Genomic DNA, 22,277 nt, shown 5'->3' with positions numbered 1-22,277 from the left:
GCGGCGACGTCTTTCAGTTCCTCGGGCGTCAGCTCGGTCGGATCGGTCATCGGATATTCTCCTTCTCAGACAGGAACGCGCGAACATCACGATCGGCTGCGCTGGCATCGGCACGCCTCCCCCGCTATGCGCGCCCACATGACTTCGATTACCCCCGAGATCGTCGCCGAACACGGCCTGTCGCCCGAGGAATATGACCGCGTGCTCCACGCGCTCGGCCGCGAGCCGAACCTCGTCGAACTCGGCATCTTCTCGGTGATGTGGAGCGAGCATTGCTCGTACAAGTCGAGCCGCATCCACCTGAAGAAGTTGCCGACGGAAGCGCCCTGGGTGATCTGCGGTCCGGGCGAGAACGCCGGCGTGATCGACATCGGGGATGGCCAGGCGGCTATCTTCAAGATGGAGTCGCACAATCACCCGTCGTACATCGAGCCTTATCAGGGCGCGGCGACCGGCGTCGGCGGCATCCTGCGCGACGTGTTCACGATGGGCGCGCGCCCGGTCGCGAACCTGAATGCGCTGCGCTTCGGGCGGCCCGACCACCCCAAGATGCGCCACCTGATCTCGGGCGTCGTTCACGGTATCGGCGGCTACGGCAATTGCGTCGGCGTGCCGACGGTCGGCGGCGAGGTGAACTTCCACCCGGCCTACGATGGCAACATCCTCGTCAACGCGATGACCGTCGGCGTCGCCGACACGGACAAGATTTTCTATTCGGCCGCATCCGGCGTCGGCAATCCGATCGTTTACGTCGGGTCGAAGACCGGGCGCGACGGCATCCACGGCGCGACGATGGCCTCGGCCGATTTCGGCGAGGATGCCGATGCCAAGCGCCCGACCGTCCAGGTCGGCGATCCCTTTACCGAGAAGCTGTTGATCGAGGCGTGCCTCGAATTGATGGCGTCGGACGCGATCGTCGCGATCCAGGACATGGGTGCGGCCGGGCTCACCTCGTCATCGGTCGAGATGGCATCGAAGGGCGGCGTCGGCATCGAACTGATCATGGACGACGTGCCGCAACGTGAAACCGGCATGACGCCGTACGAGATGATGCTGTCGGAAAGCCAGGAGCGGATGCTCATGGTGCTGAAACCCGGCCGCGAGGCGTTCGCGCAAGCGATCTTCGAGAAATGGGAGCTCGACTTCGCGGTCATCGGCCACGTCACCGATACCGGGCGGATGGTGCTCAAATGGCAGGGCGAGACCGTCTGCGACATTCCGCTCGGCCCCCTCGCCGACGACGCGCCGCTCTACGACCGCCCGCACGTGCCCACGCCGCCGGCCAAGGCGCTGGTGAACGTGCCCGAGTGCCGCGACCCCGCCGCCGATCTGCTGAGGTTGATGGGTTCGCCCGACATCGCCAGCCGCCGCTGGATCTGGGAGCAGTACGACCACATGGTCGGCGCCGACACGGTGCAGCGCCCCGGCGGCGATGCCGCGGTCGTGCGCGTCCACGGCACCGCCAAGGCGCTGGCGATGACCACCGACTGCACCCCGCGCTACTGCTACGCCGACCCGGTCGAGGGCGGGAAGCAGGCGGTGGCGGAGGCGTGGCGCAACCTGACCGCAGTCGGCGCATTGCCGCTCGCGGTCACCAACTGCCTCAATTTCGCCAACCCGCAGCGGCCGGAGATCATGGGGCAGATCGTCGGATGTCTGGAGGGGATGAGCGAGGCGTGCCGCGCGCTCGATTTCCCGATCGTGTCGGGGAACGTCAGCCTCTATAACGAGTCGAAGGCGACCGGCGGTGGCTCGGCGATCCTGCCCACCCCCGCGATCGGCGGCGTCGGGCTGCTGAAGCGATGGGACAAGAGCGCGACGATCGCGTTCAAGCAGGCGGGCGACATCATCATCGTCATCGGAAAGCGCCGCGGCGATCTCGGCCAGTCGCTGTGGCTGCGCGAACTGCACGCGCGCGAGGAAGGGCCGCCGCCGCGCGTCGACCTGGACGCGGAGCGCCGCACCGGCGACTTCGTCCGCCGCGCGATCGATGCAGGCCAGCTCTCCGCGGTCCACGACGTGTCCGACGGTGGCCTGGCGGTCACGATCGCGGAGATGGCGCTCGCGGGCAACATCGGCGCGATGATCGACCGCGCGCTGCCGTTCGATACCGCCGCCTCGCTCTTCGCGGAGGATCAGGGCGTCTATGTCGCGACGGTCCACGACCATGCCTTGCTCGATTTCCTGCAATCCGCGCTCGACGCCGGGATCGATGCCGAACCGCTCGGGCGCGCGATCGGCGCGCGCGTAATCTTCGAGTTGCGCGACGGTGATTATGCGGTCTCGCTCGCCGACCTGCGCCGCGCGCACGAGGGTTTCTTCCCCGCGCTGATGGCGAGCGAGGCCGCGCTGTAGGCGAGCCGCTGTACCTTCGCCCCGGTCTGCCGCACAACGCTGGCGTGACCGGGGAGGATGGTGCCATGAGTGACGATCAGGATGTCCGCTACGATGTGGCGGATGGTATTGCGACGCTGACGCTCGATCGGCCCGAGAGGCTCAACACGATCTCGCACGCGATGCTCGATATGCTTGGCGCGTTGCTGACGCGCGCGAACGACGATCCCGCGGTGCGCGTCGTCATCCTGACGGGCACGGGGCGGGCGTTCTGCGCCGGGCTCGACCTCAACGCCGCCACGAGCGGCGACGGGATCGGTGCCAGCGACGCGCGGCACCCGCCGACGATCGACCTGCGCACCGCACCGCCGACCGTGCTGTTCGCGATGGACAAGCCTGTCGTCTGCGCGCTCAACGGCTCGGCCGCGGGCTATGGCATGGACCTCGCGATCGGTTGCGATATCCGGGTGATGGCCGAGAATGCGAAGCTCGCCCCCCCCTTCGTCAAACGCGGGATCGTCCCCGAATCGGGCGGGACCTGGCTGTTGCCGCGGATGATCGGCGGGGCAAAGGCGGCTGAGTTGATCTTCACCGGCCGCACGCTTGACGCTGCCGAAAGCCTCGCGCTCGGCCTCGCCAACCATGTCGTTCCCGATGACGAGGTGCTGGTCCGGGCACGGCAGATCGCGCGCGAGATCGCCGCCAACGCGCCGCTCGCGGTACAGGCGTCGAAACGAATGATGCGGATGGGCCTGAACGAGACGTTCGAGACGCACGTCCAGCACGTCTATCTGCAATTGCTGCCGCTGTTCGCCTCGGACGATTTCCAGGAGGGCATGCGCTCGTTCCTAGATAAGCGCGCGCCAACGTTCGCGGGACGCTGACGCGCGTGGAGGCGACCCCGCGTTTCCCATCGCTCGACGTCATCCGCGGGGTCGCGGTGATGGGCATCCTGCTCGCCAACATCGTCGCGTTCGGCCTGCCCGAGGCGGCGTATTTCTCCCCGCTCGCCTGGGGTGGATCGGAGTTGCCCGAAAAGACCGCGTGGTTCCTCAACTTCGTTTTCGTCGAGGGGCGTTTCCGCGGCCTGTTCTCGTTCCTGTTCGGCGCATCGATGCTGCTGGTGATCGAGCGCGCCGACGCGGCAGGTGAGAATGGTGCTGAGCTGCACCTGCGACGAATGTTCTGGCTGTTCGTCTTCGGCTGCATTCACCTCTACCTGTTCTGGTGGGGTGACATTCTGGCGCATTACGCGCTGGTCGGGGTGCTTGCGCTGTTCTTCGGCCGGCAGAGCACGCGCACGCTGGTGCTGCTGTCGCTCGCCCTGCTCGTCGTCGCGCTTCTCTTAAATGCGGCGACTGCCAGCGCCCTGTTCGCCGCGGCGGCGCGTGCCACCGCCGGCGACGTCGCGTTGTGGAAAGGGTTCGCCAGCGCCTTCGGTGTGCCGCCGCGCGCCGAACTGCTCGAGCAGATCGCCGCGATGCGCGGTAGTTTCGGCGCGGCCGCGGCGTGGCGGTGGAACCACGCGCTCGATCCCCTCACCTTCCTCCCCATCGGCGGGGCGGAGACGCTGGGCGCGATGCTACTTGGCATGGCGGCACTTCGCACGGGCTTCGTGACGGGCGAATGGTCTCGCCATGCCTATGCGCGGGTCGCCCTCGTCTGCGTGCCGCTCTCGCTGATCGGTTATGCCGCGATCGGCTCGCACACGATGGCAACCGGCTTCGACCAGCGTTACGTATATCTGGGTTCACTGGTGGTGAGCGAGCCGTTCCGGACGATCGGCTACGTCGGTTATGCCGCGCTCGTGATCCTGCTGCTTCGTCCCGATGGAGCGCTGTCGACGCGGATCGGCGCCGCTGGGCGGATGGCGTTCAGCAATTATCTCGGCACCACTTTGCTGATGGATCTGGTCTTCGCCGGGTGGGGCCTCGGCCTGTTCGGCGTGATCGGTCGCACGTGGCTCTACGCGATCGTGCCGCTGGTGTGGGCGATCATGCTCGTCTGGTCGCCCGCGTGGCTCGCGCGCTATCGCTACGGTCCGCTCGAGTGGCTGTGGCGCAGCGTAGTCCGCGGGCGGCCGGCTGCGCTTCGGCGTTAGCCGACGCGGCGACCGAAGCCGCCGCCGCGGCGCAGCGGGGTCGCCGCCGCCTCGCGCTCCAGCAGGTTGATCGTTGCCTCGAACAGCGGACGCAGCGCGAGCACGTCGGACACCCCCGCAACTGGGCTGGTATGCAGTTCAACGCACTCGCGCGCGAGCGTTTCAAGCTTCTCCGCCAGCGCGGCGAGCGGCGTCGCGCCGAATTGGCTCGCCTCGCCCTTCAGCGTGTGCGCGGGCAGCACCAGCGCCGCCGCATTCCCATCGCGCGACGCCGCCTCGATCGCGTCGAGCGACTTGATCCCATCCTCGCGGAAATAGCCGAGGATACGCGCAAAATCACCGCCCAGTTCGGCCCGCGCGCGCGCCAGCGCGACGCGGTCGACCAGCACTCCTCCTTCGAACGACACTAACCGCCTCCCTCGCACTCTAGAACAGTCGTACGCCGACGTTAGCCGCCCGAGGGTAAACGGACGGTAAGGAAGAGGGCGGGCTTTCCTACAATTGGGTCAGCTGTCGAACGGGTTCTTGGGTGCACGCAACGTGAGGCGCACGGGCACCGCACCGAAGCCCAGTTCGCGGCGAATGCCGTTGATCAGGTAGCGCTGGTAGCTCATCGGCAATTGGTCGACGCGCGTGCCGAACAGGACGAAGCCCGGCGGCCGCGTTTTCGCTTGCGTGATGTAGCGCAGCTTGATGCGCTTGCCGCCAGGCGCGGGCGGGGGGTTCGCCTCGACCGCTCGCTCGAACCAGCGGTTGAGCTCGCCGGTGCCGACACGGCGCGACCAGGCGTCGCGGGTCTCGAACGCGGCGGCGATCAACTGGTCGATCCCCTTCCCCGTTGCCGCCGACACGGTCAGCAAGGGCACACCCTTTACCTGCGCCAGCCCTTCCTCCAGCGCCGCCTTGACGCCGTTGAAGGTCTTCGACGGCTCCTCGGATACGTCCCATTTGTTGAGTGCGATGACGAGTGCGCGGCCTTCTTCCAGTACGCGGTCGGCGATGCGCAGATCCTGCGATTCGAGCCCCAGCGTCGCATCGAGCAACAACACCACGACCTCGGCGAAATCGACCGCGTGGAGCGCATCGGCGACCGACAGCTTCTCCAGCTTGTCCTGCACCTTGGCGCGCTTGCGCATCCCCGCGGTGTCGATCAGCCGCACCTGGCGCGGGCCCATCGGGCTGCCGAGCCATTCCCAATCGACCGCGATCGAATCGCGCGTGATCCCGGCTTCGGGGCCGGTGATCATCCGGTCCTCGCCGAGCATCCGGTTGACCAGTGTCGACTTGCCGGCGTTGGGGCGCCCGACGATCGCGAGCTTGAGCGGCGCGTCGGGGCTTTCGTCCTCTTCCTCCTGCTCGAACGTGTCGTCGTCGCGCTCAATGTGCGGCAGCAGGGCTTCGAACAGATCGGCGATCCCCTCGCCATGTTCGGCCGAGAGCTGCACCGGATCGCCGAAGCCGAGCGAGAGCGATTCGAGCACGCCCTGCTCGCCGCTACGCCCCTCGGCCTTGTTGGCGACGAGCACGATCGGCGTCGACGAACTGCGCAGCCAGCGCGCAATCTCTTCGTCGAGCGGGATCACCCCGGCGCGCGCATCGAACAGGAACAGCGCGACGTCGGCGCTGTCGACCGCAGCCTGCGTCTGGCGCCGCATCCGGCCGGGCAGCGTATCGAGATCCTCGTCCTCGTAGCCGGCGGTATCGATGATGCGGAAATCGAGGCCAAGGAGATGCGCCTCACCCTCACGCCGGTCGCGCGTCACGCCTGGACGATCATCGACCAGCGCGAGCTTCTTGCCGACAAGGCGGTTGAACAGCGTCGACTTGCCGACGTTGGGACGGCCGACAATCGCGACCACAGGTAAACGGGACATGATGCGCCGCACCTAGCGCATCATGCCGTTCCCGTCACCTCACCTCGGACCGTTCCCAGTCGGTCGGCTAAAGGCGCTCAGCGGTAGGCGGAGAGCTGCCCCTTGTCGTCGAGCACGTAGAGCGTCTTGTTCGCGACGATCGGCGGCAGCGAGAAGGCGTTGCCCGCCTCGATCGTCGCCTGCTGGCTGCCGTCCGCCGGCGATACCGCGACCAATTGCCCGCGCGAATTGGTCAGCCACAACCGCTCGCCCGCCAGCACCGGGCCGAACCAAGTGTAAGCGTTCTCGCGCTTCTTCTCGTTCTTGAATGCGGGGAGCTGTCCGATCCAGCGCACCTTGCCGTTGGCGCGCGACAGGCTGACGACCCGTGCGTCGTCGGTGACGACGAACAGCCATTCGCCCGCGAGCCACGGCGTCGAGATGCCCGCGAAGTTCTGTTCCCACAACCGCTGCCCGGTGCCGAGATCGAGCGACACCATGCGCCCGCCCTCTCCGATCGCATAGACGCGACCGTCCTCGATCACCGCGTCGGCGTTGATGTCGGCCAAGCTCGACACCGAGGTCGAGATCGCGGTGCGCGACAGCGCGTCCTGCCACAGGTTGCGGCCGTTCTCGTAACGATAGGCGTTCAGTTCGCCCGAGGAGAAGCCCGCGACGATCGTGCCCGAACTGACCGCGGGCGCGGCGACGCCGAACAGCCCCTGCGTTTCTAGGCTGGCGCTCTGCGTCCACACCACCTTGCCGTCGGCCTGATCGAGCGCGAAGATCTGATTGTCCTGGCTCAGCACGTAGACCTGGCCGTTCGCGATCGTCGGCGCGCCGCGCAGCGGGCCGCCCGGCTTCGCACGCCACAGCTGCTTGCCATCGGCCGCGTTGAACGCGACCACGTCGCCCAGCCCGTCGGTCGCGAACACCTTCCCGTCGTCGTAGCTCGCCCCGCCGCCGAAACGTGCCGAACGGTTGTTGTCGCCCTCGGGAACCGCGGCAGTCCACAGCTTGGCGCCGGTGTCGGCGGCAAAGGCGTGCAGCGTCGCGTCGACGTCGACGACGAACAGCCTGTTCTCGGCCACGACCGGCGCCGCACCTAGGCGCTGCCGGTTGCTGCCGCCGTCGATCTGCGCGGTCCACGCGCGCGTCGGCGAGGCGGCGAGTGCCAGATGCCCCATCGACTTGTCTGCGCTGCCGCCCGACTGCGACCAGTCGGTGTTCACGTCCGGCGTCGGCAGCAACACCTGCACGCTGGCGAGCGAGGGGTCGATCTCGGCGCGGTTCTCGCCCGCGAGGATCGATACGCGGTTGCCGACCGTCGGCGTCTTCTTCGGCGCGCTCTTGAACACGCCGCAGCCGCCCAGCGTCAGCGCGATGCTCAGCGCAACGGGGCCAAGCGCGATCCGCGCCGCCTTGCCAACCTTCATTCCGTCATGCCCCTGCTGGCCGCGACATCCTGCGGCAGTGCGTCGATTCCCAATACACCCGCCATCTGAACCGCACGTTGACGCAGCGATGCGGGCGCGGTCGTGTCGCGGGCGATCCGGGCGAACGTCTGCCCCGCCAGGTCGCGCTTGCCCTGTGCCAGATACGCCGCGCCAACCATCTCGCCGGCGCTTCCCATGTACGCATTGCCCTGCACCGCCAGCGGGCTCAGCCGCTGGATCACGACGTCGGGCTTGAGCGTGTCATACTCGGCCGCGGTCTGGCGGATCAGCGCGAGGTCGCGGAACGGCTTGGCGATGCTCGCATCGTTCGCGACGCCGGCGAACTTGGCCGCGGCGCCCTTCAGATCGTTCTTGGCAAGCAGCACGTCGCCCTGCGAAAACAAGGCGAGCGTCCGGTATCCATCGCGCTTCGACTGCGCGAGTTCGGCGAGCGGCTTGGCCGCGCCCTTGAAATCGTTGGCGCCAAGATAGTCGTAGGCGGTCTGGAGCGTCTCACCCTCTTTCTCCGCCGCTGCACGCTCGCGGTGTTGCCAGAACAGATAGCCCGCGAAAGCGACGAGCAGGGCGACGACCCCGATCACGATCAGGCGGCCGTAGCGCTGCCACAACCCGATCATCTGCTCGCGACGATATTCCTCGTCGACCTCGCGCAGGAACGCCTCGTTATTCTGCGGCGTCAGGGCCACGTCTTGCTCCACATGCTCAAAAAAGTCGCCGCGCCTTAGCCGGTCACCGGGCGAAACAAAAGGGCCGCGCGCCTCACCCCTTGGGGGCGTAGACCTGCTCCGCCGTCGGGAAGGCACGCGTGCGAACCTCCGCGGCATAGCTTTCGACGCGTTCCGACACGTAACCCGCCAGATCACCGTAGCGTTTGACGAAGCGGGGCGTGCGCTCGAACAGGCCCAGCATGTCTTCCGCGACGAGCACCTGCCCGTCGCAATCGGCGGAGGCGCCGATGCCGATCGTCGGCACCGCGATGCTGCGCGTGATCGCCTGCGCGATCGTCTCGACCACGCCCTCGATCACGACGGCGAACGCACCCGCCGCAGCGATGCTCTCCGCGTCGGAGACGATCTTCTGCGCTTCCGCCTCCGATCGTCCGCGTGCGCCGTAGCCGCCGAGCGCATTGACCGCCTGCGGCGTCAGCCCGACGTGCCCGACGACGGGAATGCCGCGCTCCGACAGGAAGGCGACGGTCGGCGCCATCGCCGCTCCCCCTTCCAGCTTGACCGCGGCGGCGCCCGTTTCCTTCAGCAAATACGCCGCGCTCTCGAACGCCTGCTGCGGCGAGGCTTCGTAACTGCCGAACGGCATGTCGATGACGACCACCGCGTGATAGCTGCCGCGCACCACCGCCGCGCCGTGCGCCGCCATCATCGCGAGCGTGACCGGGACGGTCGACGGCAAACCGTAGATCACCTGACCCAGACTGTCGCCGACCAGGAGCATGTCGCAGTGCGGATCGAGCAATTGCGCCATCCGCACGGTGTACGCGGTCAGCATGACGAGCGGCTTGCCCTTACCTGCCGCGATCGCTGCCTTGCGCGCGCGCAGTGCGGGCACGGTCAGCCGCTTCATCGGCGCGGACACCGGGGTCGCGCGGCTGGTCGAGGTGTCGATCGTGAAGGTGGTGGACATGGCTCTCCTTACGCGGGTGCGGTTACGCGATCCAGCCGCGTGATCGGGCATGACGGGCGAGCAACACCGACAGCCCGGCGACCGCGACGATCACCAACGGGAAGATCGCGGTCCACGCGCCTTTCGCCGCGACGATGTCGCTGGTCGCGAACAGCCAGCCGAACTGGAGCAGGACGCCGATCAGTGACAGGGTGGTGAGCGGGATCGCCAAAACCGATCGCGCGAGCAGCGCGACCGCGCCGAGCAATCCGCAACCGACCGCCACGGCATAGACTGCATTGTACCACACCGGCAGCGAGGCATAGAGCGCGCGATCGTATGAACTCGCGGACCCCATCGCGTCGGCACCGAGCCGGAATTGCTGCGCGCAGGCGTAGCAGCCCGCGATGGCCCAGAGCAGCAGCACGACCGAGACGATGCGAAACCACGTCGGCGCGCGGCTTGATCGGTCATTCATCATCGTCCCCTCCCCCATCTCGCATCCTGCGACGACCAAGCGAGCGATGCAATCAGGGGAACAATGCGGCGTAACGATCGGGCTTGAAGCCGACTTCGATCCGGTCGCCAGCGATCAACACCGGACGCTTGATCATGCCGGGTTGCGCGAGCATCAGTGCGGTGGCGCGTTCACGGTTCAGCTCGGTACGATCCGCCTCGGGCAGCTTGCGGAACGTCGTGCCGGCGCGGTTGAGCAGCACTTCCCAACCGACCCGGTCAATCAGCGCGTCGAGAAGCGCCCGGTCGAGACCGTCCTTTCGGTAATCGTGAAAGGTGAACGCGATTCCATGCTCGCCCAGCCATCCCCGCGCCTTCTTGATCGTGTCGCAATTGGGGATGCCGTACATCGTAACAGCGTCGGTCACCGTGCTTCCTCCCGCTGGCGCGTCAGTTCGCGCTCGAAATCTTCGCCGGCCGTCCGCATCAGCGCGGGGAGCAGGGACGGCGCGATCAGGCGATGCTCCGCGGCACGGGCGCGCACGTCGGCTTGTTCGGGATGGAACGGCAACACCACGTCGGCGGGCTCGCGCGCCAGCCGGGCGATGCTGGTGCGCAGATCGGCGACGATCGTCGGGTAGCGCCGGTTGCCGATCAATCGGTTGCCTGCGACCGACACGCTGCACGGAAAGATCACCCGGAGCGGGCGGCCGTGATCGACCACGCGCATCGTCCAGCTCGTGCAACCCGGCGTATGTCCCGGCGTCGCGATCGCGGTCAGCGTCGTGCCGCCGAGCGTCACGCGGTCGCCGTCGCGAACCGCACGCGCCACCCTGACCGGCGGAAAGCGGATGACACCGTAGCTCGTCTCACCGGGTGGAATGCCGCTTTCGAGCGCGGCCACGTCCCCGGCGCCCGCGACGACCGCCGCCCCCGTCGCATGCACCATCGCTGCGTCGCCCCCCGCGTGATCGAAGTGCGCGTGGCTGACGAGCAGCAGTTTCACACGGTGGAGCGGGACGCCGGTAGCGCGGATGTTGCGCGTCACCGCCGCCACATTCTCCGCCATCGTGGCATCGAGCAGGATCGCCCCGTCGCGTGTCCTGACGAGATAGGCCGCCAGGCCCTGCGTGCCGACGTACCAGATCGGGCCGACGAGGTGGTACGGCGCCGTCGGAGTCGTCCATGCCGGTGGATTCGGCGTCGCCGCGGTCGCGAATGTCGGGACCGCGACCGCTGCCATCAGCGCGACGGCTTGCCGGGCTATCCGCCCCAGTCGGGGAGCGGCGGTAGATCGGGTCGATGCGCCGAGCTGGCTTCGACCACCGTCGTTCGCGCGGAAGACCGGGGCGTGGCGATGGCCTTCTGCTACCCCAGCGCCCTCACGGCCGCTTGTGTAGCCGAGTAAATCGGGCGAGCAGCCCCCGGCTGCTCGCGTGATCCGATTTACTCCCACTCGATCGTGCCCGGCGGCTTCGAGGTGTAATCGTAGGTGACGCGGTTGACGCCGCGTACCTCGTTGACGATCCGCGTCGAGACGCGCGCCAGGAAGCCGCCCGGGAATTCAAACGCCTGCGCGGTCATGCCGTCGGTCGAGGTGACCGCACGCAGCGCCAACACCGAATCGTACGTCCGCCCGTCACCCATCACGCCGACCGAGCGGACCGGCAGCAGCACCGCGAACGCCTGCCAGATCGCATCGTACAGCCCGGCGTTGCGGATTTCCTCGAGGTAGATCGCGTCGGCCTTGCGCAGGATGTCGCAGCGTTCCTTGGTCACTTCGCCGGGGATGCGGATCGCGAGGCCGGGTCCGGGGAACGGGTGGCGACCCACGAAATGTTCGGGCAGCCCGAGTTCGCGACCGAGCGCGCGGACCTCGTCCTTGAACAATTCGCGCAGCGGCTCGACCAGCTTCATGTTCATGCGTTCGGGCAAGCCGCCGACATTGTGGTGGCTCTTGATCGTTACCGACGGGCCGCCGGTGAAGCTGACGCTCTCGATCACGTCGGGGTAGAGCGTGCCCTGCGCGAGAAAATCCGCGCCGCCGATCTTCTTCGCCTCGTCCTCGAACACCTCGATGAAGGTCTTGCCGATGAACTTGCGCTTCGCCTCGGGGTCGGTGACGCCGGCGAGCCCGCCCATGAACAGCTCTTCGGCGTTCACGTGGACCAGCGGAATGTTGTACGCGCCGCGGAACAGCGACACGACCTGCTCGGCCTCGCCCGAGCGCATCAGGCCGTGGTCGACGAACACGCAGGTGAGCTGATCGCCGATCGCCTCGTGGATCAGCACCGCCGCCACCGCCGAGTCGACGCCGCCCGACAGCCCACAGATGACGCGGCCCGCGCCGACCTGTTCGCGGATCTCGGCGATCTTCGTTTCGCGGAACTCCGCCATCGTCCAGTCGCCGGCGAGACCGCAGACGTGACGCGCGAAATTGGCGATCAGCCTGGCACCATCGGGGGTGTGAACGACCTCGGGATGGAATTGCACGCCGTAGAAGCGTCGTTCCTCGTCGGCGACCATCGCGAAGGGCGCGCCTTCCGACGTCGCGACCGGCGTGAAGCCGGGCGGCAGCGCGTCGACCTTATCGCCGTGGCTCATCCACACCTGGTGGCGCGAGCCGACCTCCCACAGTCCGTCGAACAGCGCGCATTCGGCCTTCACGTCGAGCATCGCGTGCCCGAACTCGCCGCCGTCGCCCGAGACGATGACGTTGCCGCCCAGTTGCGCGCTCATCACCTGCTGGCCGTAGCAGATGCCGAGGATCGGCACCCCCGCCTCGAAAAAAGCTTGCGGCGCGCGCGGGCTGTGCTCGAGCGTGACCGACGACGGCCCGCCCGACAGGATGATCCCCTTGGGCTTCATCCGCTCGAACGCCTCGGCGGCGGAATTGAACGGCGCGACCTCGCTGTAGACCCCCGCCTCGCGCACGCGGCGCGCAATCAACTGGGTTACCTGGCTGCCGAAATCGACGATGAGGATACTGTCGGGATGCTCCATCCGCGCGCGTGTAGCGACTGCGCGCCGCGCGTGGAAGGTCGCAAAGGTCACACCCCTACGCGTGCGCGCGCGAGCCGGAGGTCGACATGAGAAAGACGCGCGCAGCCTATGCGCCGATCCGCGTGTAGGACAGCGGCTACGCCAGTCGCGCGGTGAACAACGCAGCGCCGAATGCGATGAAGATCGTGCCGGTCACGCGGTCGAACACGCGCCGTACGTTCGGCCGCGCCATGTAACGCGACAGCGATCGCCCGCCGAGCGCGTAGGCCGCGTACCACAGGCATTCCATCGCGACGAAGGTGACGACGAGGATCGCGAACTGCGGCGCCTGCGGCGCGCCGCGCGCCACGAATTGCGGCAGGAACGCCGCGGCGAACAGGATAAGCTTGGGGTTGCTGATCCCGATCGCGAAGCCGCCGCGGAACAGTGCGCGCTTCGACACCGCGTTCGGCAGCGTGCCCGTGCCGACGTCGACCGGCGCCTCGTCGCTGCGCCACGCCTTGATGCCGAGAAAGATCAGATAGGCGACGCCCGCGTAGCGGAGCACGTCGAACGCGCCGGGGATCGCGCGCAGCAAGGTCGTCAACCCCGTCGCGGCCGCGGCGAGCACGATCAGCATTGCCGACAGACACCCCGCCATCGCGAAGGTCGTCCGCCGCACGCCGACCTCGACGCTGCGCGACAGGATATGGAGCATGTTGGGGCCGGGCGTGCCGCACAACAGGAACACCGCGACGACAAACAGCCACCAGGTGTGAAGCGTCATCCGGAATTCCCTGAGTTCATGCGAGAAGAGCCGCCCCATCGCTGGAGCGGCTCCTCTTGTCAGCCCGCCGCGGCAACGCCGCGCCGTCAGTCGGCGCAGTGCGCCGCTGGCCGGGCAAGTGCACCTCGTGAGTAGCCGAGGCTACTCACATGCGCTCACTCGCCGTCGAAATCGTCTTCGGTCAGGACCGGACCCGAGTCCTGTCCCTTCGCCGCCACGTCGCGGTCGACGAACTCGATGATCGCCATCGGCGAGGCATCCGAGGCGCGGATGCCGGCCTTGATGATGCGGGTGTAGCCGCCGTTGCGCGACGCGTAGCGGGTCGCGAGCGTGTCGAACAGCTTCACCAGCTGCGCGTCGTCGAGCAGGCGCGCGTGCGCCAGACGGCGGTTCGACAGGCCACCCTTCTTGCCGAGCGTGACGAGCTTCTCGACGTAGGGGCGAAGCTCCTTCGCCTTGGCGACGGTGGTGGTGATCTGCTCGTGCTTGATCAGCGCGGCCGACATGTTGCGGAACAGCGCCTGGCGGTGTGCCGAGGTACGCTGAAGCTTACGACCGCCTACACGGTGACGCATGGGTGTCTTCCTTCTCGTTCGTCAGGGGGCCGTATGAGGTACCCCGGGCCTGGTGGGACGGTGGGCCACCGGTTGTCCGTCGCTCCCCGGGAGGAGCCCTGTTCGTTGCGGCCGGGCCGCGGGAGCAAGTCCCGCGCCTCCACGTCGAACGGATCGGCTGGGCCGATCCGCCGGCCGGGCTGGCGCCGTCTTCGGGTTAGCAGTGCTAACCCGATGCGGCCTAGCCCATAATTTCCTGCTCGAGCTTCTTGGCCATTTCCTCGATGTTCTCGGGCGGCCAGCCGGGGATCTCCATGCCGAGGCGCAGCCCCATGCTGGAGAGCACCTCCTTGATCTCGTTGAGCGACTTGCGACCGAAGTTCGGCGTGCGCAGCATCTCAGCCTCGGTCTTGCCGACCAGATCGCCAATGTAGATGATGTTGTCGTTCTTGAGGCAGTTGGCCGAACGCACCGACAGTTCGAGCTCGTCGACCTTCTTGAGCAGGTAACGGTTGATCTGCGCGGTATCGCCCGCGACCTCGCCCATGCTCGCCGCCGGCGCCGCGACGCCGACCGGCGCCGAACGAGTGACCGACGAATCGTCGAAGTGGACGAACAGCGCGAGCTGGTCCTGCAGGATGCGACCGGCGTAGCCAACCGCGTCCTCGGGCGTAACGGTGCCGTCGGTCTCGATCGTCAGCGTCAGCTTGTCATAGTCGAGGTCCTGACCGACGCGCGTCGGATCGACCTTGTACGACACCTGGCGCACCGGCGAGTAGAGTGCGTCAACCGGGATCAGGCCGATCGGCGCATCGGCCGGACGGTTGGCGGTCGCGGCGACATAACCCTTACCCGTGTCGGCGGTCAGCTCCATGTTGAGCGTCGCGCCCTCGTCGAGGTGGCAGATCACCAGCTCTGGGTTCATCACCTCGATGTCGCCCGACACCGCGATGTCGCCCGCCTTCACCTCGGCCGGACCGGTGGCGGAGAGCTGAAGCCGCTTCGCGCCCTCGCCCTGCATGCGGATCGCGATCTGCTTCACGTTCAGCACGATGTCGGTCACGTCCTCGCGGACGCCCGCCAGGCTGCTGAATTCGTGCAATACGTTCTCGATCTTGATCGAGGTCACCGCCGCGCCCTGCAGACTCGACAGCAGCACGCGCCGCAGCGCGTTGCCGAGCGTCAGGCCGAAGCCGCGCTCGAGTGGTTCGGCGATGAACGTCGCCTTGCGCTTCCCGTCGCCGCTCTTCTTCTCGAGGCCGCTGGGCTTCTTCAGTTCCTGCCAGTTCTTTGCATTGACAGACAAGATCTCGTCCCCTGGGGTTGGGCGGAGCGCGTGCGCACGCGACACCGCCTGGTAAGAAACGCGGCCACTCGTCAGCGGCCGCGCGAGAGCATCAGACGCGACGACGCTTGGACGGGCGGACGCCGTTGTGCGGGATCGAGGTCACGTCGCGGATCGACGTGATCTGGAAACCGACCGCCTGGAGCGCGCGCAGCGCCGACTCGCGGCCCGAACCCGGACCCTTGACCTCGACCTCGAGCGTGCGGACGCCGTGCTCGGCGGCCTTCTTGCCCGCGTCCTCGGCCGCGACCTGCGCCGCATACGGGGTCGACTTGCGCGAACCCTTGAAGCCCATCATGCCCGCCGAGGACCAGCTGATCGCATTGCCCTGCGCGTCGGTGATGGTGATCATGGTGTTGTTGAAGCTGGCGTTCACGTGTGCGACGCCCGCGGTGATGTTCTTGCGCTCGCGCCGACGAATGCGCTGCGGTGCCTGAGCCATGTGGTAGTTCCTGACCTATATTCCAAGTGACGCCGGGCTGGAGCCGTTCGACCGGAGCGCGACCGAGGTTGCGCTGCCGGGATAGCTGCCTCCGGCGGAGTAAATCGCCCCCCGGACGATTTACTTCTTCTTGCCGGCGATCGGCTTTGCCTTGCCCTTGCGGGTGCGCGCGTTGGTGTGCGTGCGCTGGCCGCGGACCGGCAGGCCCTTGCGGTGACGCAGGCCGCGGTAGCAGGCGAGGTCCATCAGACGCTTGATGTTCATCGCGGTTTCGCGACGAAGATCACCCTCGACGGTGTAATCGGCGTCGATCGCCTCGCGGATCTGCAGCACTTCCTGATCGGTCAGGTCCTGCACGCGGCGGTCTTCCGCGATGTTCAGCTTGGTGGTCAGCGCCTTGGCGTGTGCCGGGCCGATGCCGTGGATGTAGGTCAGCGCGATGATTACGCGCTTGTTGGTCGGGATGTTGACACCCGCGATACGTGCCATGAAATTCGTTCTCCTGTGCTCCACGGGGTGCGGCATGGCTGCCACGCGCCCCATCTCGTCGCATTGCACTTCCGTCGCACCGATCCTTACGCAAAGCGCGGCGCACGCAAGCAAGCGCCGCCGGGACCGGTGTGTCGGAAGCTGAGGCAGTTAGGCGCGCGCAAACGCCGAGTCAAGCGCGTGGTTCCGCGCGCCGCCTGAGTTTCATCCAGCGTTGCAGCGCGACGACGGTCCAGATGATCTCCACCATCGCGAACGGCCATGCGCCCTGAAGGAAGCCGTACACCCCGCTCGCCACGCAACCGAGCGCGAACAGCAAGGTCCAGAACGGCGCACGATCTTCCAGCACGTAGCAGACGAGCATGAACAGCACCGCCGCGAAGCCGAACAGGGTCAGACCATCCATGTGAAATCCGCTGCCACGTGAGCGGATGCTTGTCGAGCGGGAGACAAGAAAGCGCCGGCGAGAGCGCGAGGCCCTCGCCGGCGAACCCGACGCCACCGGGAGTGTGGGCGGCGGGTAGTCAGAGCCGCGGAACCGTCAGGCGGGGGTGGTGCCTGCCGATCGCGTTCGGCGATCCGATGTCCCTGCTCTACCCGTTCGGCCCCGCGGTGGCGGTGACCCGCGCATGAACTCTTCGTCATCTCGCCGCGCGCAAGTCCCGCAGCGGGGCATCATCCGGTAGCGGGCGGCACGGCGATGATCACTCCGCGCTGAGGATCGCCTCGATCGACGCGGTCACCACCGCGATGTCGGCCATGCCGTCGACACGGCGGACAAGCCCGCGCGCCTCGTAGATCGGGATGATCGGCGCGGTCTTGGCGCGATATTCGGCCATGCGGGTCCGCACGGTCTGTTCGTTGTCGTCGGGGCGCCGCTTGAACTCGGTCGACCCGCACACGTCGCACACGCCTTCCTCGCGGGGCGTCTTGAACGTGTCGTGATAGCCCGCGCCGCAATTGGCGCAGGTGAAGCGGCCGACGATCCGCTCGACCAGCGCGTCCTCGTTCACCTCCAGCTCGATGACGTGATCGAGCGTCTGCCCGCGCTCGGCGAGAAGGAGGTCGAGTGCGTCGGCCTGCGCGGCGGTGCGCGGGTAACCGTCGAAGATCGCCCCCGCACCGGTGCCCGCGTCCATCCGTTCGCCGATCAGCGCGGAGACGATCGCGTCGGAGACGAGCTCGCCCGCGTCCATCACCGTCTTCGCCTGGACGCCGACGGGCGTCCCCGCCTTCACCGCGGCGCGCAGCATGTCGCCGGTGGACAGCTGGACCATGCCGCGTTCGGCGACGAGCCGTTCCGACTGCGTGCCCTTGCCCGCACCCGGCGGCCCCAGCAGGATGATGTTCACGCGCGCGTTTCTCCCCGTTTGTCGCCTGCCCGTCACCGCGTGTCAGCGGCGACGCGCCCCCTTCAGCTTCGACTTCTTGATCAGGTCGCCATACTGGTGCGCCAGCAGGTGCGACTGGATCTGCGTCACCGTGTCCATGGTCACGTTGACGACGATGAGCAAGCTGGTGCCGCCCAGGTAGAAGGGGATCGACAGCGCCGAGACGAGATATTCCGGCACCACGCAGATGAACGTCAGGTATGCAGCACCGATCACGGTGATGCGCGTCAGCACGTAATCGAAATACGTCTCGGTGTTCTTACCCGGACGGATGCCCGGGATGAACCCGCCGTAGCGCTTCAGATTCTCCGCCGTCTCCTCCGGGTTGAACACGACCGCGGTGTAGAAGAACGAGAAAAAGATGATGCCCGCGGCGTAGAGCGCCATGTACAGCGGCGCGCCGTGCTGGAGATACTGGTTGAGGCTGATGATCACGTCGCCCCACCAGCTGTCACCCTGGACGCGGTTGCCGGCGAACTGCGTGATCGTCAGCGGCATCAGCAGCAGCGACGAGGCGAAGATCGGCGGGATCACGCCCGCGGTGTTGATCTTGAGCGGCAGGTGGCTGCGATCGGCCTGCATGCCGCGCTGCGTCTGGCGCTTGGGATACTGGATCAGGATGCGGCGCTGCGCGCGCTCCATGAAGCAGATCAGCAGCACGAGCCCGACGACAACCGCGATGATCGCGAGCAGCACGAACGCGCTCATCGAACCCGAACGGCCACCCTCGAGCAGGTTGACGATCGTCGTCGGCAGATGCGCGACGATGCCCGCCATGATGATCAGCGACACGCCGTTGCCGATGCCGCGGCTGGTGATCTGCTCGCCGATCCACATCAGGAACATCGTGCCGCCGATCAGCGACACGACCGCGTTGATGCGGAACAACATGCCCGGCTCGACCACCGCCTGGATGCCCGAGTTCGCGCCCAGCGTCTCGAGGCCCACCGCGATGAAATAGCCTTGCACCGCGGTCAGCGCGACGGTGCCGTAGCGGGTGTACTGGTTGAGCTTCTTGCGACCGCTCTCGCCTTCCTTCTTGATCGCGGCGAGCTGCGGGCTGAGGCTGGTCGCCAGCTGCACCACGATCGAGGCGGTGATGTAGGGCATCACGCCGAGCGCGATCAGGCTCATCCGGCTGAGCGAGCCGCCCGAGAAGGTGTTGAAGAAGTCGAGCACGCCGCCCTTGGTCTGGTTGGCGAGCAGGCCGAGCGCGGTCGCGTCGACGCCGGGCAGCGGCACGTAGCTGAGCAGACGGAAGACGATCAGCGCGCCGATCGTGAACCACAGCCGCTTCTTGAGGTCGGTCGCCTGCGCGAACTTCGCCAGACTGACGCTTGAGGCCATATTGTTGGCTACGGATGCCATCGTTGTCGCATGTCCTGGAACCGGGATGTCGCGGCACTCGACGGCGCGCGAATCCAAACAAAAGCGGCGGGGAAGCCCGTGCCACCCCGCCGCTCATATAGGCACATCACATGCCGTGTCTATTCTCGAGCCCGAGCGGCTGGTGTTGTCTGCCCCGGCAGCGTGGCCGGGGCGCAACAATCACGCGCGCGGTGCCGCGCGGCCGGTGCGGTGCTTGGCCTTGGCCTTCTCCGCAGCCGGGACGATCTCGGGCACGTTGACCGAGCCGCCAGCCTTCTCGACCGCCTCACGCGCGCCGGCCGAGACGCCCGCGACGGTGAAGTTGAGCGCCGAGGTCAGCTCGCCCTTTCCGAGCAGGCGGACGCCGTCCTTGCCACCGCGTGCCAGACCAGCCGCCTTCAGCGCGGCATGGTCGATATCGGTCGCAGTTAGCTTGCCCGACTCGATCGCCTTCTGGATCGCGCCCAGGTTCACCTCGGCATAATCCTTGGCGAAGATGTTGTTGAAGCCGCGCTTCGGCAGACGCATGTGGAGCGGCATCTGGCCGCCCTCGAAGCCGGCGATGGACACGCCCTCGCGGCTCTTCTGACCCTTCACACCGCGCCCCGCGGTCTTGCCCTTGCCCGAGCCGATGCCGCGGCCCACGCGCATGCGGGACTTGCGGGCACCCTGGTTGTCGCGGAGTTCGTTGAGCTTCATGATATGCACTCGCTTTCGCTTTTGTCGCGCTAAAGGAAAAGGAAGGGGGCCGCTTAGCCCCCTTCCCCCAATCTGTCACCGGTAAAGGTGGGGAAGGCTCAGCCCTCCTGCACCTCGACCATGTGGTGCACCTTGCGGATCATCCCGCGGACCTCGGGGCTGTCCTGCAGCTCCGAGACCTTGTGCATCTTGTTGAGGCCGAGACCGATCAGCGTCGCGCGCTGATCCTTGGTACGGCGGATCGGCGATCCGGTCTGCTTGACCTTGATGGTAGCCATTGGTCGTTACTCCACGATCGCCGCGGCATCGGCCTCGGCGGTCTGGGCGTCAGCGCCCTGGCCGCGACCGAGCAGGTCCGCGATCTTCTTGCCGCGGCGCTGTGCGACGGCCTTGGGCGAGGTCTGCTCGCCCAGTGCCTCGAACGTCGCGCGGATCATGTTGTACGGGTTCGACGTGCCGACCGACTTGGTCACGACGTCGTGAACGCCCAGGCTCTCGAAGATGGCGCGCATCGGGCCACCCGCGATGATCCCGGTGCCCGACGGCGCCGAGCGGACGGTCACACGGCCTGCGCCGAAGTGTCCATTGCCGTCATGGTGCAGCGTGCGGCCGTCCTTGAGCGGAACGCGCAGCATCTTCTTCTTGGCCGACGCGGTCGCCTTCGAGATCGCCTCAGGCACCTCGCGCGCCTTGCCGTGACCGAAGCCGACGCGGCCCTTGCCGTCGCCCACGACGACCAGCGCCGCGAAGCCGAAGCGCTTGCCACCCTTCACCGTCTTCGACACGCGGTTGATGTGGACGAGCTTCTCAATCAGCTCCTCGCCGCCGTCGTCCTGACCGCCACGGCGATCGTCGCGACGTCCACCGCGGTTGCCGTCACGGCCGCCACGGTTGCCGCCGGGGCCACCGCGACCGCGATTGCCACCCGGGCCACCGCGTCCGCCGCCCTGACCACCGCGGTATCCGCCGCCCTGACCGCCGCCGAAGCCGCCGCCCTGACCGCCCGCGTTCTGACCACCGCCGTTGGTGTTCGCGCTCTGGCCGGCGTCCTGCGGCGCGGTCGCCGCCATCGGCTCGCCCGCCGTCTGGTTGTTGTCGTCAGCCATGTCTTAGAACTCCAGTCCGGCTTCGCGCGCGGCTTCCGCAAGCGCCTTCACCCGGCCGTGAAAGAGGAAGCCGCCGCGGTCGAAGACGACCTGCGTCACGCCCGCCGCCTTGGCCTTCTCGGCCACGCGACGACCGACCTCGGTCGCAGCCGCGACGTTGGCGCCCGACGTGTCGCGCACGTCCTTCTCCAGCGTCGAAGCCGAAGCGACCGTGCGACCGGCCTCGTCGTCGATGACCTGGGCGTAGATGTGCTTGCCCGAGCGGTGGATCGACAGACGCGGACGCGTGCCCGACCGCGCGCGAAGCGCGGTACGGTTGCGGCGACGCCGCTTCTCGAAAAGCGAAAGGCCCTTGGTCACTTCTTCTTTCCTTCCTTACGGAAGATGAACTCGCCGTCGTACTTGATGCCCTTGCCCTTGTACGGCTCCGGCTTGCGCCAGCGGCGGATCTCGGCGGCGAGCTGGCCCACCTTCTGCTTGTCCGAACCGCTGATCTCGACGGTGGTGGCGTCCGGCGTCTTCACCTCGATGCCCTCGGGCACGTCGATGTTGACGTCGTGGCTGTAGCCGAGCTGCAGCTTCAGGTTGCGGCCCTGCGCCGCGGCGCGGTAGCCGACGCCGGTGATGACCAGCTTCTTCGAGAAGCCCGTCGTCACGCCCGTCACCAGGTTCTGCACCAGCGTGCGCTGCATGCCCCAGAACGCGCGAGCGCGCTTGGTGTCGTTCGCCGGCTGCACCGAGATGCCGTCCGGCTGGACGTCATAGGTGATCTCGTCGGCGAGCGGCATGGTCAGGGTGCCCTTGGGACCCTTCACGCTCAGGACGCGGCCCGCGATGTCGGCGGAGACGCCGGCGGGAACCGGGACTGCCTTTTTACCGATGCGGCTCATCAGAACACCTCCGCCAGCACTTCGCCACCGACGTTCTGCTCGCGTGCCTCGGCATCCGAGAGCACGCCGCGCGGCGTCGAGACGATGGTGATGCCCAGGCCGTTCATCACGCGGGGAAGCTCCTGGCTGCCCGAATACACGCGGCGGCCGGGCTTCGAGACGCGCGCGACATGCTTGATCGCGGGCTGGCCTTCGAAATACTTGAGCTCGATGCGGACGCCCTTGGCGGGGCCCATCTCTTCTTCGCTGTAGCCACGGATGTAGCCTTCGCGCTGGAGCACATCGAGAACGCGGGTCCGCAGCTTGCTGGCGGGCGACAGGACGCTGTCCTTGCGCGCGCGCTGGCCGTTGCGGATGCGGGTGAGCAGGTCACCCAGGGGATCGGTCACTGCCATCTGTCGTGTCC

26 protein-coding genes are annotated in these 22,277 nt (G+C 67.4%); 3 read left to right on the top strand and 23 right to left on the bottom strand.

Annotated features, from left to right (window positions below; translation table 11 throughout):
* Positions 1-138 precede the first annotated feature (138 nt).
* The 3 genes from purL (at position 139) to KZ810_RS06845 (ending at position 4,435) form a co-directional block, all read left to right on the top strand.
* Positions 139-2,355 (top strand): phosphoribosylformylglycinamidine synthase subunit PurL, encoded by a 2,217-nt coding sequence (purL, locus tag KZ810_RS06855; protein ID WP_219768222.1) that lies wholly within the window; start codon positions 139-141, stop codon positions 2,353-2,355.
* A 65-nt stretch (positions 2,356-2,420) separates the two neighbouring features.
* Complete coding sequence (locus KZ810_RS06850) at positions 2,421-3,218, top strand: enoyl-CoA hydratase/isomerase family protein (protein ID WP_219768221.1); 798 nt, start codon at positions 2,421-2,423, stop codon at positions 3,216-3,218.
* 5 nt (positions 3,219-3,223) lie between these two features.
* Entirely contained in the window at positions 3,224-4,435 is a 1,212-nt protein-coding gene (locus KZ810_RS06845) for a DUF418 domain-containing protein (RefSeq protein ID WP_219768220.1), read from the top strand.
* Here KZ810_RS06845 and KZ810_RS06840 read toward each other — a convergent pair.
* The 23 genes from KZ810_RS06840 to rpsH all read right to left on the bottom strand — a co-directional run bounded on the left by KZ810_RS06840 (position 4,432) and on the right by rpsH (position 22,266).
* Entirely contained in the window at positions 4,432-4,842 is a 411-nt protein-coding gene (locus KZ810_RS06840; protein WP_219768219.1) for an Hpt domain-containing protein, read from the bottom strand. The two genes, KZ810_RS06845 and KZ810_RS06840, sit on opposite strands and share 4 nt — an antisense overlap.
* A 99-nt stretch (positions 4,843-4,941) precedes the next feature.
* A complete protein-coding gene (gene der / locus KZ810_RS06835; RefSeq protein ID WP_219768218.1) occupies positions 4,942-6,309 on the bottom strand; it encodes a ribosome biogenesis GTPase Der in 1,368 nt (455 codons plus the stop codon).
* Positions 6,310-6,386: 77 nt separating this feature from the next.
* On the bottom strand, positions 6,387-7,724 hold the full coding sequence (locus KZ810_RS06830) for an outer membrane protein assembly factor BamB family protein (protein ID WP_219768217.1): 1,338 nt from the start codon (positions 7,722-7,724) through the stop codon (positions 6,387-6,389).
* Positions 7,721-8,431: a tetratricopeptide repeat protein gene (locus KZ810_RS06825; protein WP_219768216.1), complete on the bottom strand. Its 711-nt coding sequence runs from the start codon at positions 8,429-8,431 to the stop codon at positions 7,721-7,723. The genes KZ810_RS06830 and KZ810_RS06825 overlap by 4 nt, the downstream gene beginning before the upstream one ends.
* Positions 8,432-8,504: 73 nt before the next feature.
* The gene (gene panB, locus KZ810_RS06820) at positions 8,505-9,383 is read right to left on the bottom strand and encodes a 3-methyl-2-oxobutanoate hydroxymethyltransferase (protein WP_219768215.1); all 879 of its coding nucleotides are present in this window, start codon (positions 9,381-9,383) and stop codon (positions 8,505-8,507) included.
* A gap of 22 nt (positions 9,384-9,405) precedes the next feature.
* Positions 9,406-9,840, bottom strand: a complete 435-nt coding sequence (locus tag KZ810_RS06815; RefSeq protein ID WP_219768214.1) for a hypothetical protein — start codon at positions 9,838-9,840, stop codon at positions 9,406-9,408.
* Between the two features lie 52 nt (positions 9,841-9,892).
* Entirely contained in the window at positions 9,893-10,228 is a 336-nt protein-coding gene (locus tag KZ810_RS06810; RefSeq protein ID WP_219768402.1) for an ArsC family reductase, read from the bottom strand.
* A 14-nt stretch (positions 10,229-10,242) separates the two neighbouring features.
* Positions 10,243-11,061, bottom strand: a complete 819-nt coding sequence (bla, locus tag KZ810_RS06805) for a subclass B3 metallo-beta-lactamase (RefSeq protein WP_258044514.1) — start codon at positions 11,059-11,061, stop codon at positions 10,243-10,245.
* 203 nt (positions 11,062-11,264) lie between these two features.
* A complete protein-coding gene (gene guaA / locus KZ810_RS06800; RefSeq protein WP_219768400.1) occupies positions 11,265-12,821 on the bottom strand; it encodes a glutamine-hydrolyzing GMP synthase in 1,557 nt (518 codons plus the stop codon).
* 136 nt (positions 12,822-12,957) lie between these two features.
* Complete coding sequence (locus KZ810_RS06795; RefSeq protein WP_219768213.1) at positions 12,958-13,587, bottom strand: LysE family translocator; 630 nt, start codon at positions 13,585-13,587, stop codon at positions 12,958-12,960.
* 155 nt (positions 13,588-13,742) lie between these two features.
* Positions 13,743-14,162 (bottom strand): 50S ribosomal protein L17, encoded by a 420-nt coding sequence (gene rplQ / locus KZ810_RS06790; protein ID WP_219768212.1) that lies wholly within the window; start codon positions 14,160-14,162, stop codon positions 13,743-13,745.
* A 220-nt stretch (positions 14,163-14,382) separates the two neighbouring features.
* A complete protein-coding gene (locus KZ810_RS06785; protein WP_219768211.1) occupies positions 14,383-15,447 on the bottom strand; it encodes a DNA-directed RNA polymerase subunit alpha in 1,065 nt (354 codons plus the stop codon).
* 91 nt (positions 15,448-15,538) lie between these two features.
* The gene (gene rpsK, locus KZ810_RS06780) at positions 15,539-15,928 is read right to left on the bottom strand and encodes a 30S ribosomal protein S11 (RefSeq protein ID WP_019516037.1); all 390 of its coding nucleotides are present in this window, start codon (positions 15,926-15,928) and stop codon (positions 15,539-15,541) included.
* 120 nt (positions 15,929-16,048) lie between these two features.
* Positions 16,049-16,417: a 30S ribosomal protein S13 gene (gene rpsM, locus KZ810_RS06775; protein WP_219768210.1), complete on the bottom strand. Its 369-nt coding sequence runs from the start codon at positions 16,415-16,417 to the stop codon at positions 16,049-16,051.
* 172 nt (positions 16,418-16,589) lie between these two features.
* Positions 16,590-16,823, bottom strand: coding sequence for a hypothetical protein (locus KZ810_RS06770; protein WP_219768209.1), 234 nt, complete (start codon positions 16,821-16,823; stop codon positions 16,590-16,592).
* 298 nt (positions 16,824-17,121) lie between these two features.
* Positions 17,122-17,769, bottom strand: a complete 648-nt coding sequence (locus KZ810_RS06765) for an adenylate kinase (protein ID WP_219768208.1) — start codon at positions 17,767-17,769, stop codon at positions 17,122-17,124.
* Positions 17,770-17,811: 42 nt separating this feature from the next.
* Positions 17,812-19,176, bottom strand: a complete 1,365-nt coding sequence (gene secY / locus KZ810_RS06760; protein WP_219768207.1) for a preprotein translocase subunit SecY — start codon at positions 19,174-19,176, stop codon at positions 17,812-17,814.
* Between the two features lie 180 nt (positions 19,177-19,356).
* Positions 19,357-19,875: a 50S ribosomal protein L15 gene (rplO, locus tag KZ810_RS06755; RefSeq protein WP_219768206.1), complete on the bottom strand. Its 519-nt coding sequence runs from the start codon at positions 19,873-19,875 to the stop codon at positions 19,357-19,359.
* A gap of 98 nt (positions 19,876-19,973) precedes the next feature.
* Positions 19,974-20,153: a 50S ribosomal protein L30 gene (rpmD, locus tag KZ810_RS06750; protein WP_219768205.1), complete on the bottom strand. Its 180-nt coding sequence runs from the start codon at positions 20,151-20,153 to the stop codon at positions 19,974-19,976.
* A gap of 6 nt (positions 20,154-20,159) precedes the next feature.
* Positions 20,160-20,981, bottom strand: coding sequence for a 30S ribosomal protein S5 (gene rpsE, locus KZ810_RS17200; RefSeq protein ID WP_258044513.1), 822 nt, complete (start codon positions 20,979-20,981; stop codon positions 20,160-20,162).
* A gap of 3 nt (positions 20,982-20,984) precedes the next feature.
* Positions 20,985-21,341 carry a 50S ribosomal protein L18 gene (gene rplR, locus KZ810_RS06740; RefSeq protein ID WP_219768204.1) on the bottom strand — a complete coding sequence of 119 codons (357 nt, stop codon included), beginning with the start codon at positions 21,339-21,341 and terminating at the stop codon, positions 20,985-20,987.
* Positions 21,338-21,871: a 50S ribosomal protein L6 gene (rplF, locus tag KZ810_RS06735; protein WP_219768203.1), complete on the bottom strand. Its 534-nt coding sequence runs from the start codon at positions 21,869-21,871 to the stop codon at positions 21,338-21,340. The genes rplR and rplF overlap by 4 nt, the downstream gene beginning before the upstream one ends.
* Entirely contained in the window at positions 21,871-22,266 is a 396-nt protein-coding gene (gene rpsH, locus KZ810_RS06730) for a 30S ribosomal protein S8 (RefSeq protein WP_093005713.1), read from the bottom strand. Before rpsH ends, rplF begins: the two co-directional genes overlap by 1 nt.
* Between the last annotated feature and the right edge of the window lie 11 nt (positions 22,267-22,277).

The organism is Sphingomonas citricola (assembly GCF_019429535.1).
Taxonomy (GTDB): Bacteria; Pseudomonadota; Alphaproteobacteria; order Sphingomonadales; family Sphingomonadaceae; genus Sphingomonas; species Sphingomonas citricola.
Note: the sequence above shows the minus strand (reverse complement) of the source record. Positions and strands in the feature narration are given on the sequence as shown.

Excerpts from the sequence above, each read along its gene's own strand:
- purL (WP_219768222.1), top strand. The coding sequence starts at position 139 with ATGACTTCGATTACCCCCGAGATCGTCGCCGAACACGGCCTGTCGCCC.
- KZ810_RS06850 (WP_219768221.1), top strand. The coding sequence starts at position 2,421 with ATGAGTGACGATCAGGATGTCCGCTACGATGTGGCGGATGGTATTGCG.
- der (WP_219768218.1), bottom strand. The coding sequence starts at position 6,309 with ATGTCCCGTTTACCTGTGGTCGCGATTGTCGGCCGTCCCAACGTCGGC.
- KZ810_RS06830 (WP_219768217.1), bottom strand. The coding sequence starts at position 7,724 with ATGAAGGTTGGCAAGGCGGCGCGGATCGCGCTTGGCCCCGTTGCGCTG.
- panB (WP_219768215.1), bottom strand. The coding sequence starts at position 9,383 with ATGTCCACCACCTTCACGATCGACACCTCGACCAGCCGCGCGACCCCG.
- KZ810_RS06815 (WP_219768214.1), bottom strand. The coding sequence starts at position 9,840 with ATGAATGACCGATCAAGCCGCGCGCCGACGTGGTTTCGCATCGTCTCG.
- KZ810_RS06810 (WP_219768402.1), bottom strand. The coding sequence starts at position 10,228 with ATGTACGGCATCCCCAATTGCGACACGATCAAGAAGGCGCGGGGATGG.
- bla (WP_258044514.1), bottom strand. The coding sequence starts at position 11,061 with ATGGCAGCGGTCGCGGTCCCGACATTCGCGACCGCGGCGACGCCGAAT.
- guaA (WP_219768400.1), bottom strand. The coding sequence starts at position 12,821 with ATGGAGCATCCCGACAGTATCCTCATCGTCGATTTCGGCAGCCAGGTA.
- KZ810_RS06795 (WP_219768213.1), bottom strand. The coding sequence starts at position 13,587 with ATGACGCTTCACACCTGGTGGCTGTTTGTCGTCGCGGTGTTCCTGTTG.
- rplQ (WP_219768212.1), bottom strand. The coding sequence starts at position 14,162 with ATGCGTCACCGTGTAGGCGGTCGTAAGCTTCAGCGTACCTCGGCACAC.
- rpsK (WP_019516037.1), bottom strand. The coding sequence starts at position 15,928 with ATGGCTCAGGCACCGCAGCGCATTCGTCGGCGCGAGCGCAAGAACATC.
- rpsM (WP_219768210.1), bottom strand. The coding sequence starts at position 16,417 with ATGGCACGTATCGCGGGTGTCAACATCCCGACCAACAAGCGCGTAATC.
- KZ810_RS06770 (WP_219768209.1), bottom strand. The coding sequence starts at position 16,823 with ATGGATGGTCTGACCCTGTTCGGCTTCGCGGCGGTGCTGTTCATGCTC.
- secY (WP_219768207.1), bottom strand. The coding sequence starts at position 19,176 with ATGGCATCCGTAGCCAACAATATGGCCTCAAGCGTCAGTCTGGCGAAG.
- rplO (WP_219768206.1), bottom strand. The coding sequence starts at position 19,875 with ATGAAGCTCAACGAACTCCGCGACAACCAGGGTGCCCGCAAGTCCCGC.
- rpmD (WP_219768205.1), bottom strand. The coding sequence starts at position 20,153 with ATGGCTACCATCAAGGTCAAGCAGACCGGATCGCCGATCCGCCGTACC.
- rpsE (WP_258044513.1), bottom strand. The coding sequence starts at position 20,981 with ATGGCTGACGACAACAACCAGACGGCGGGCGAGCCGATGGCGGCGACC.
- rplF (WP_219768203.1), bottom strand. The coding sequence starts at position 21,871 with ATGAGCCGCATCGGTAAAAAGGCAGTCCCGGTTCCCGCCGGCGTCTCC.
- rpsH (WP_093005713.1), bottom strand. The coding sequence starts at position 22,266 with ATGGCAGTGACCGATCCCCTGGGTGACCTGCTCACCCGCATCCGCAAC.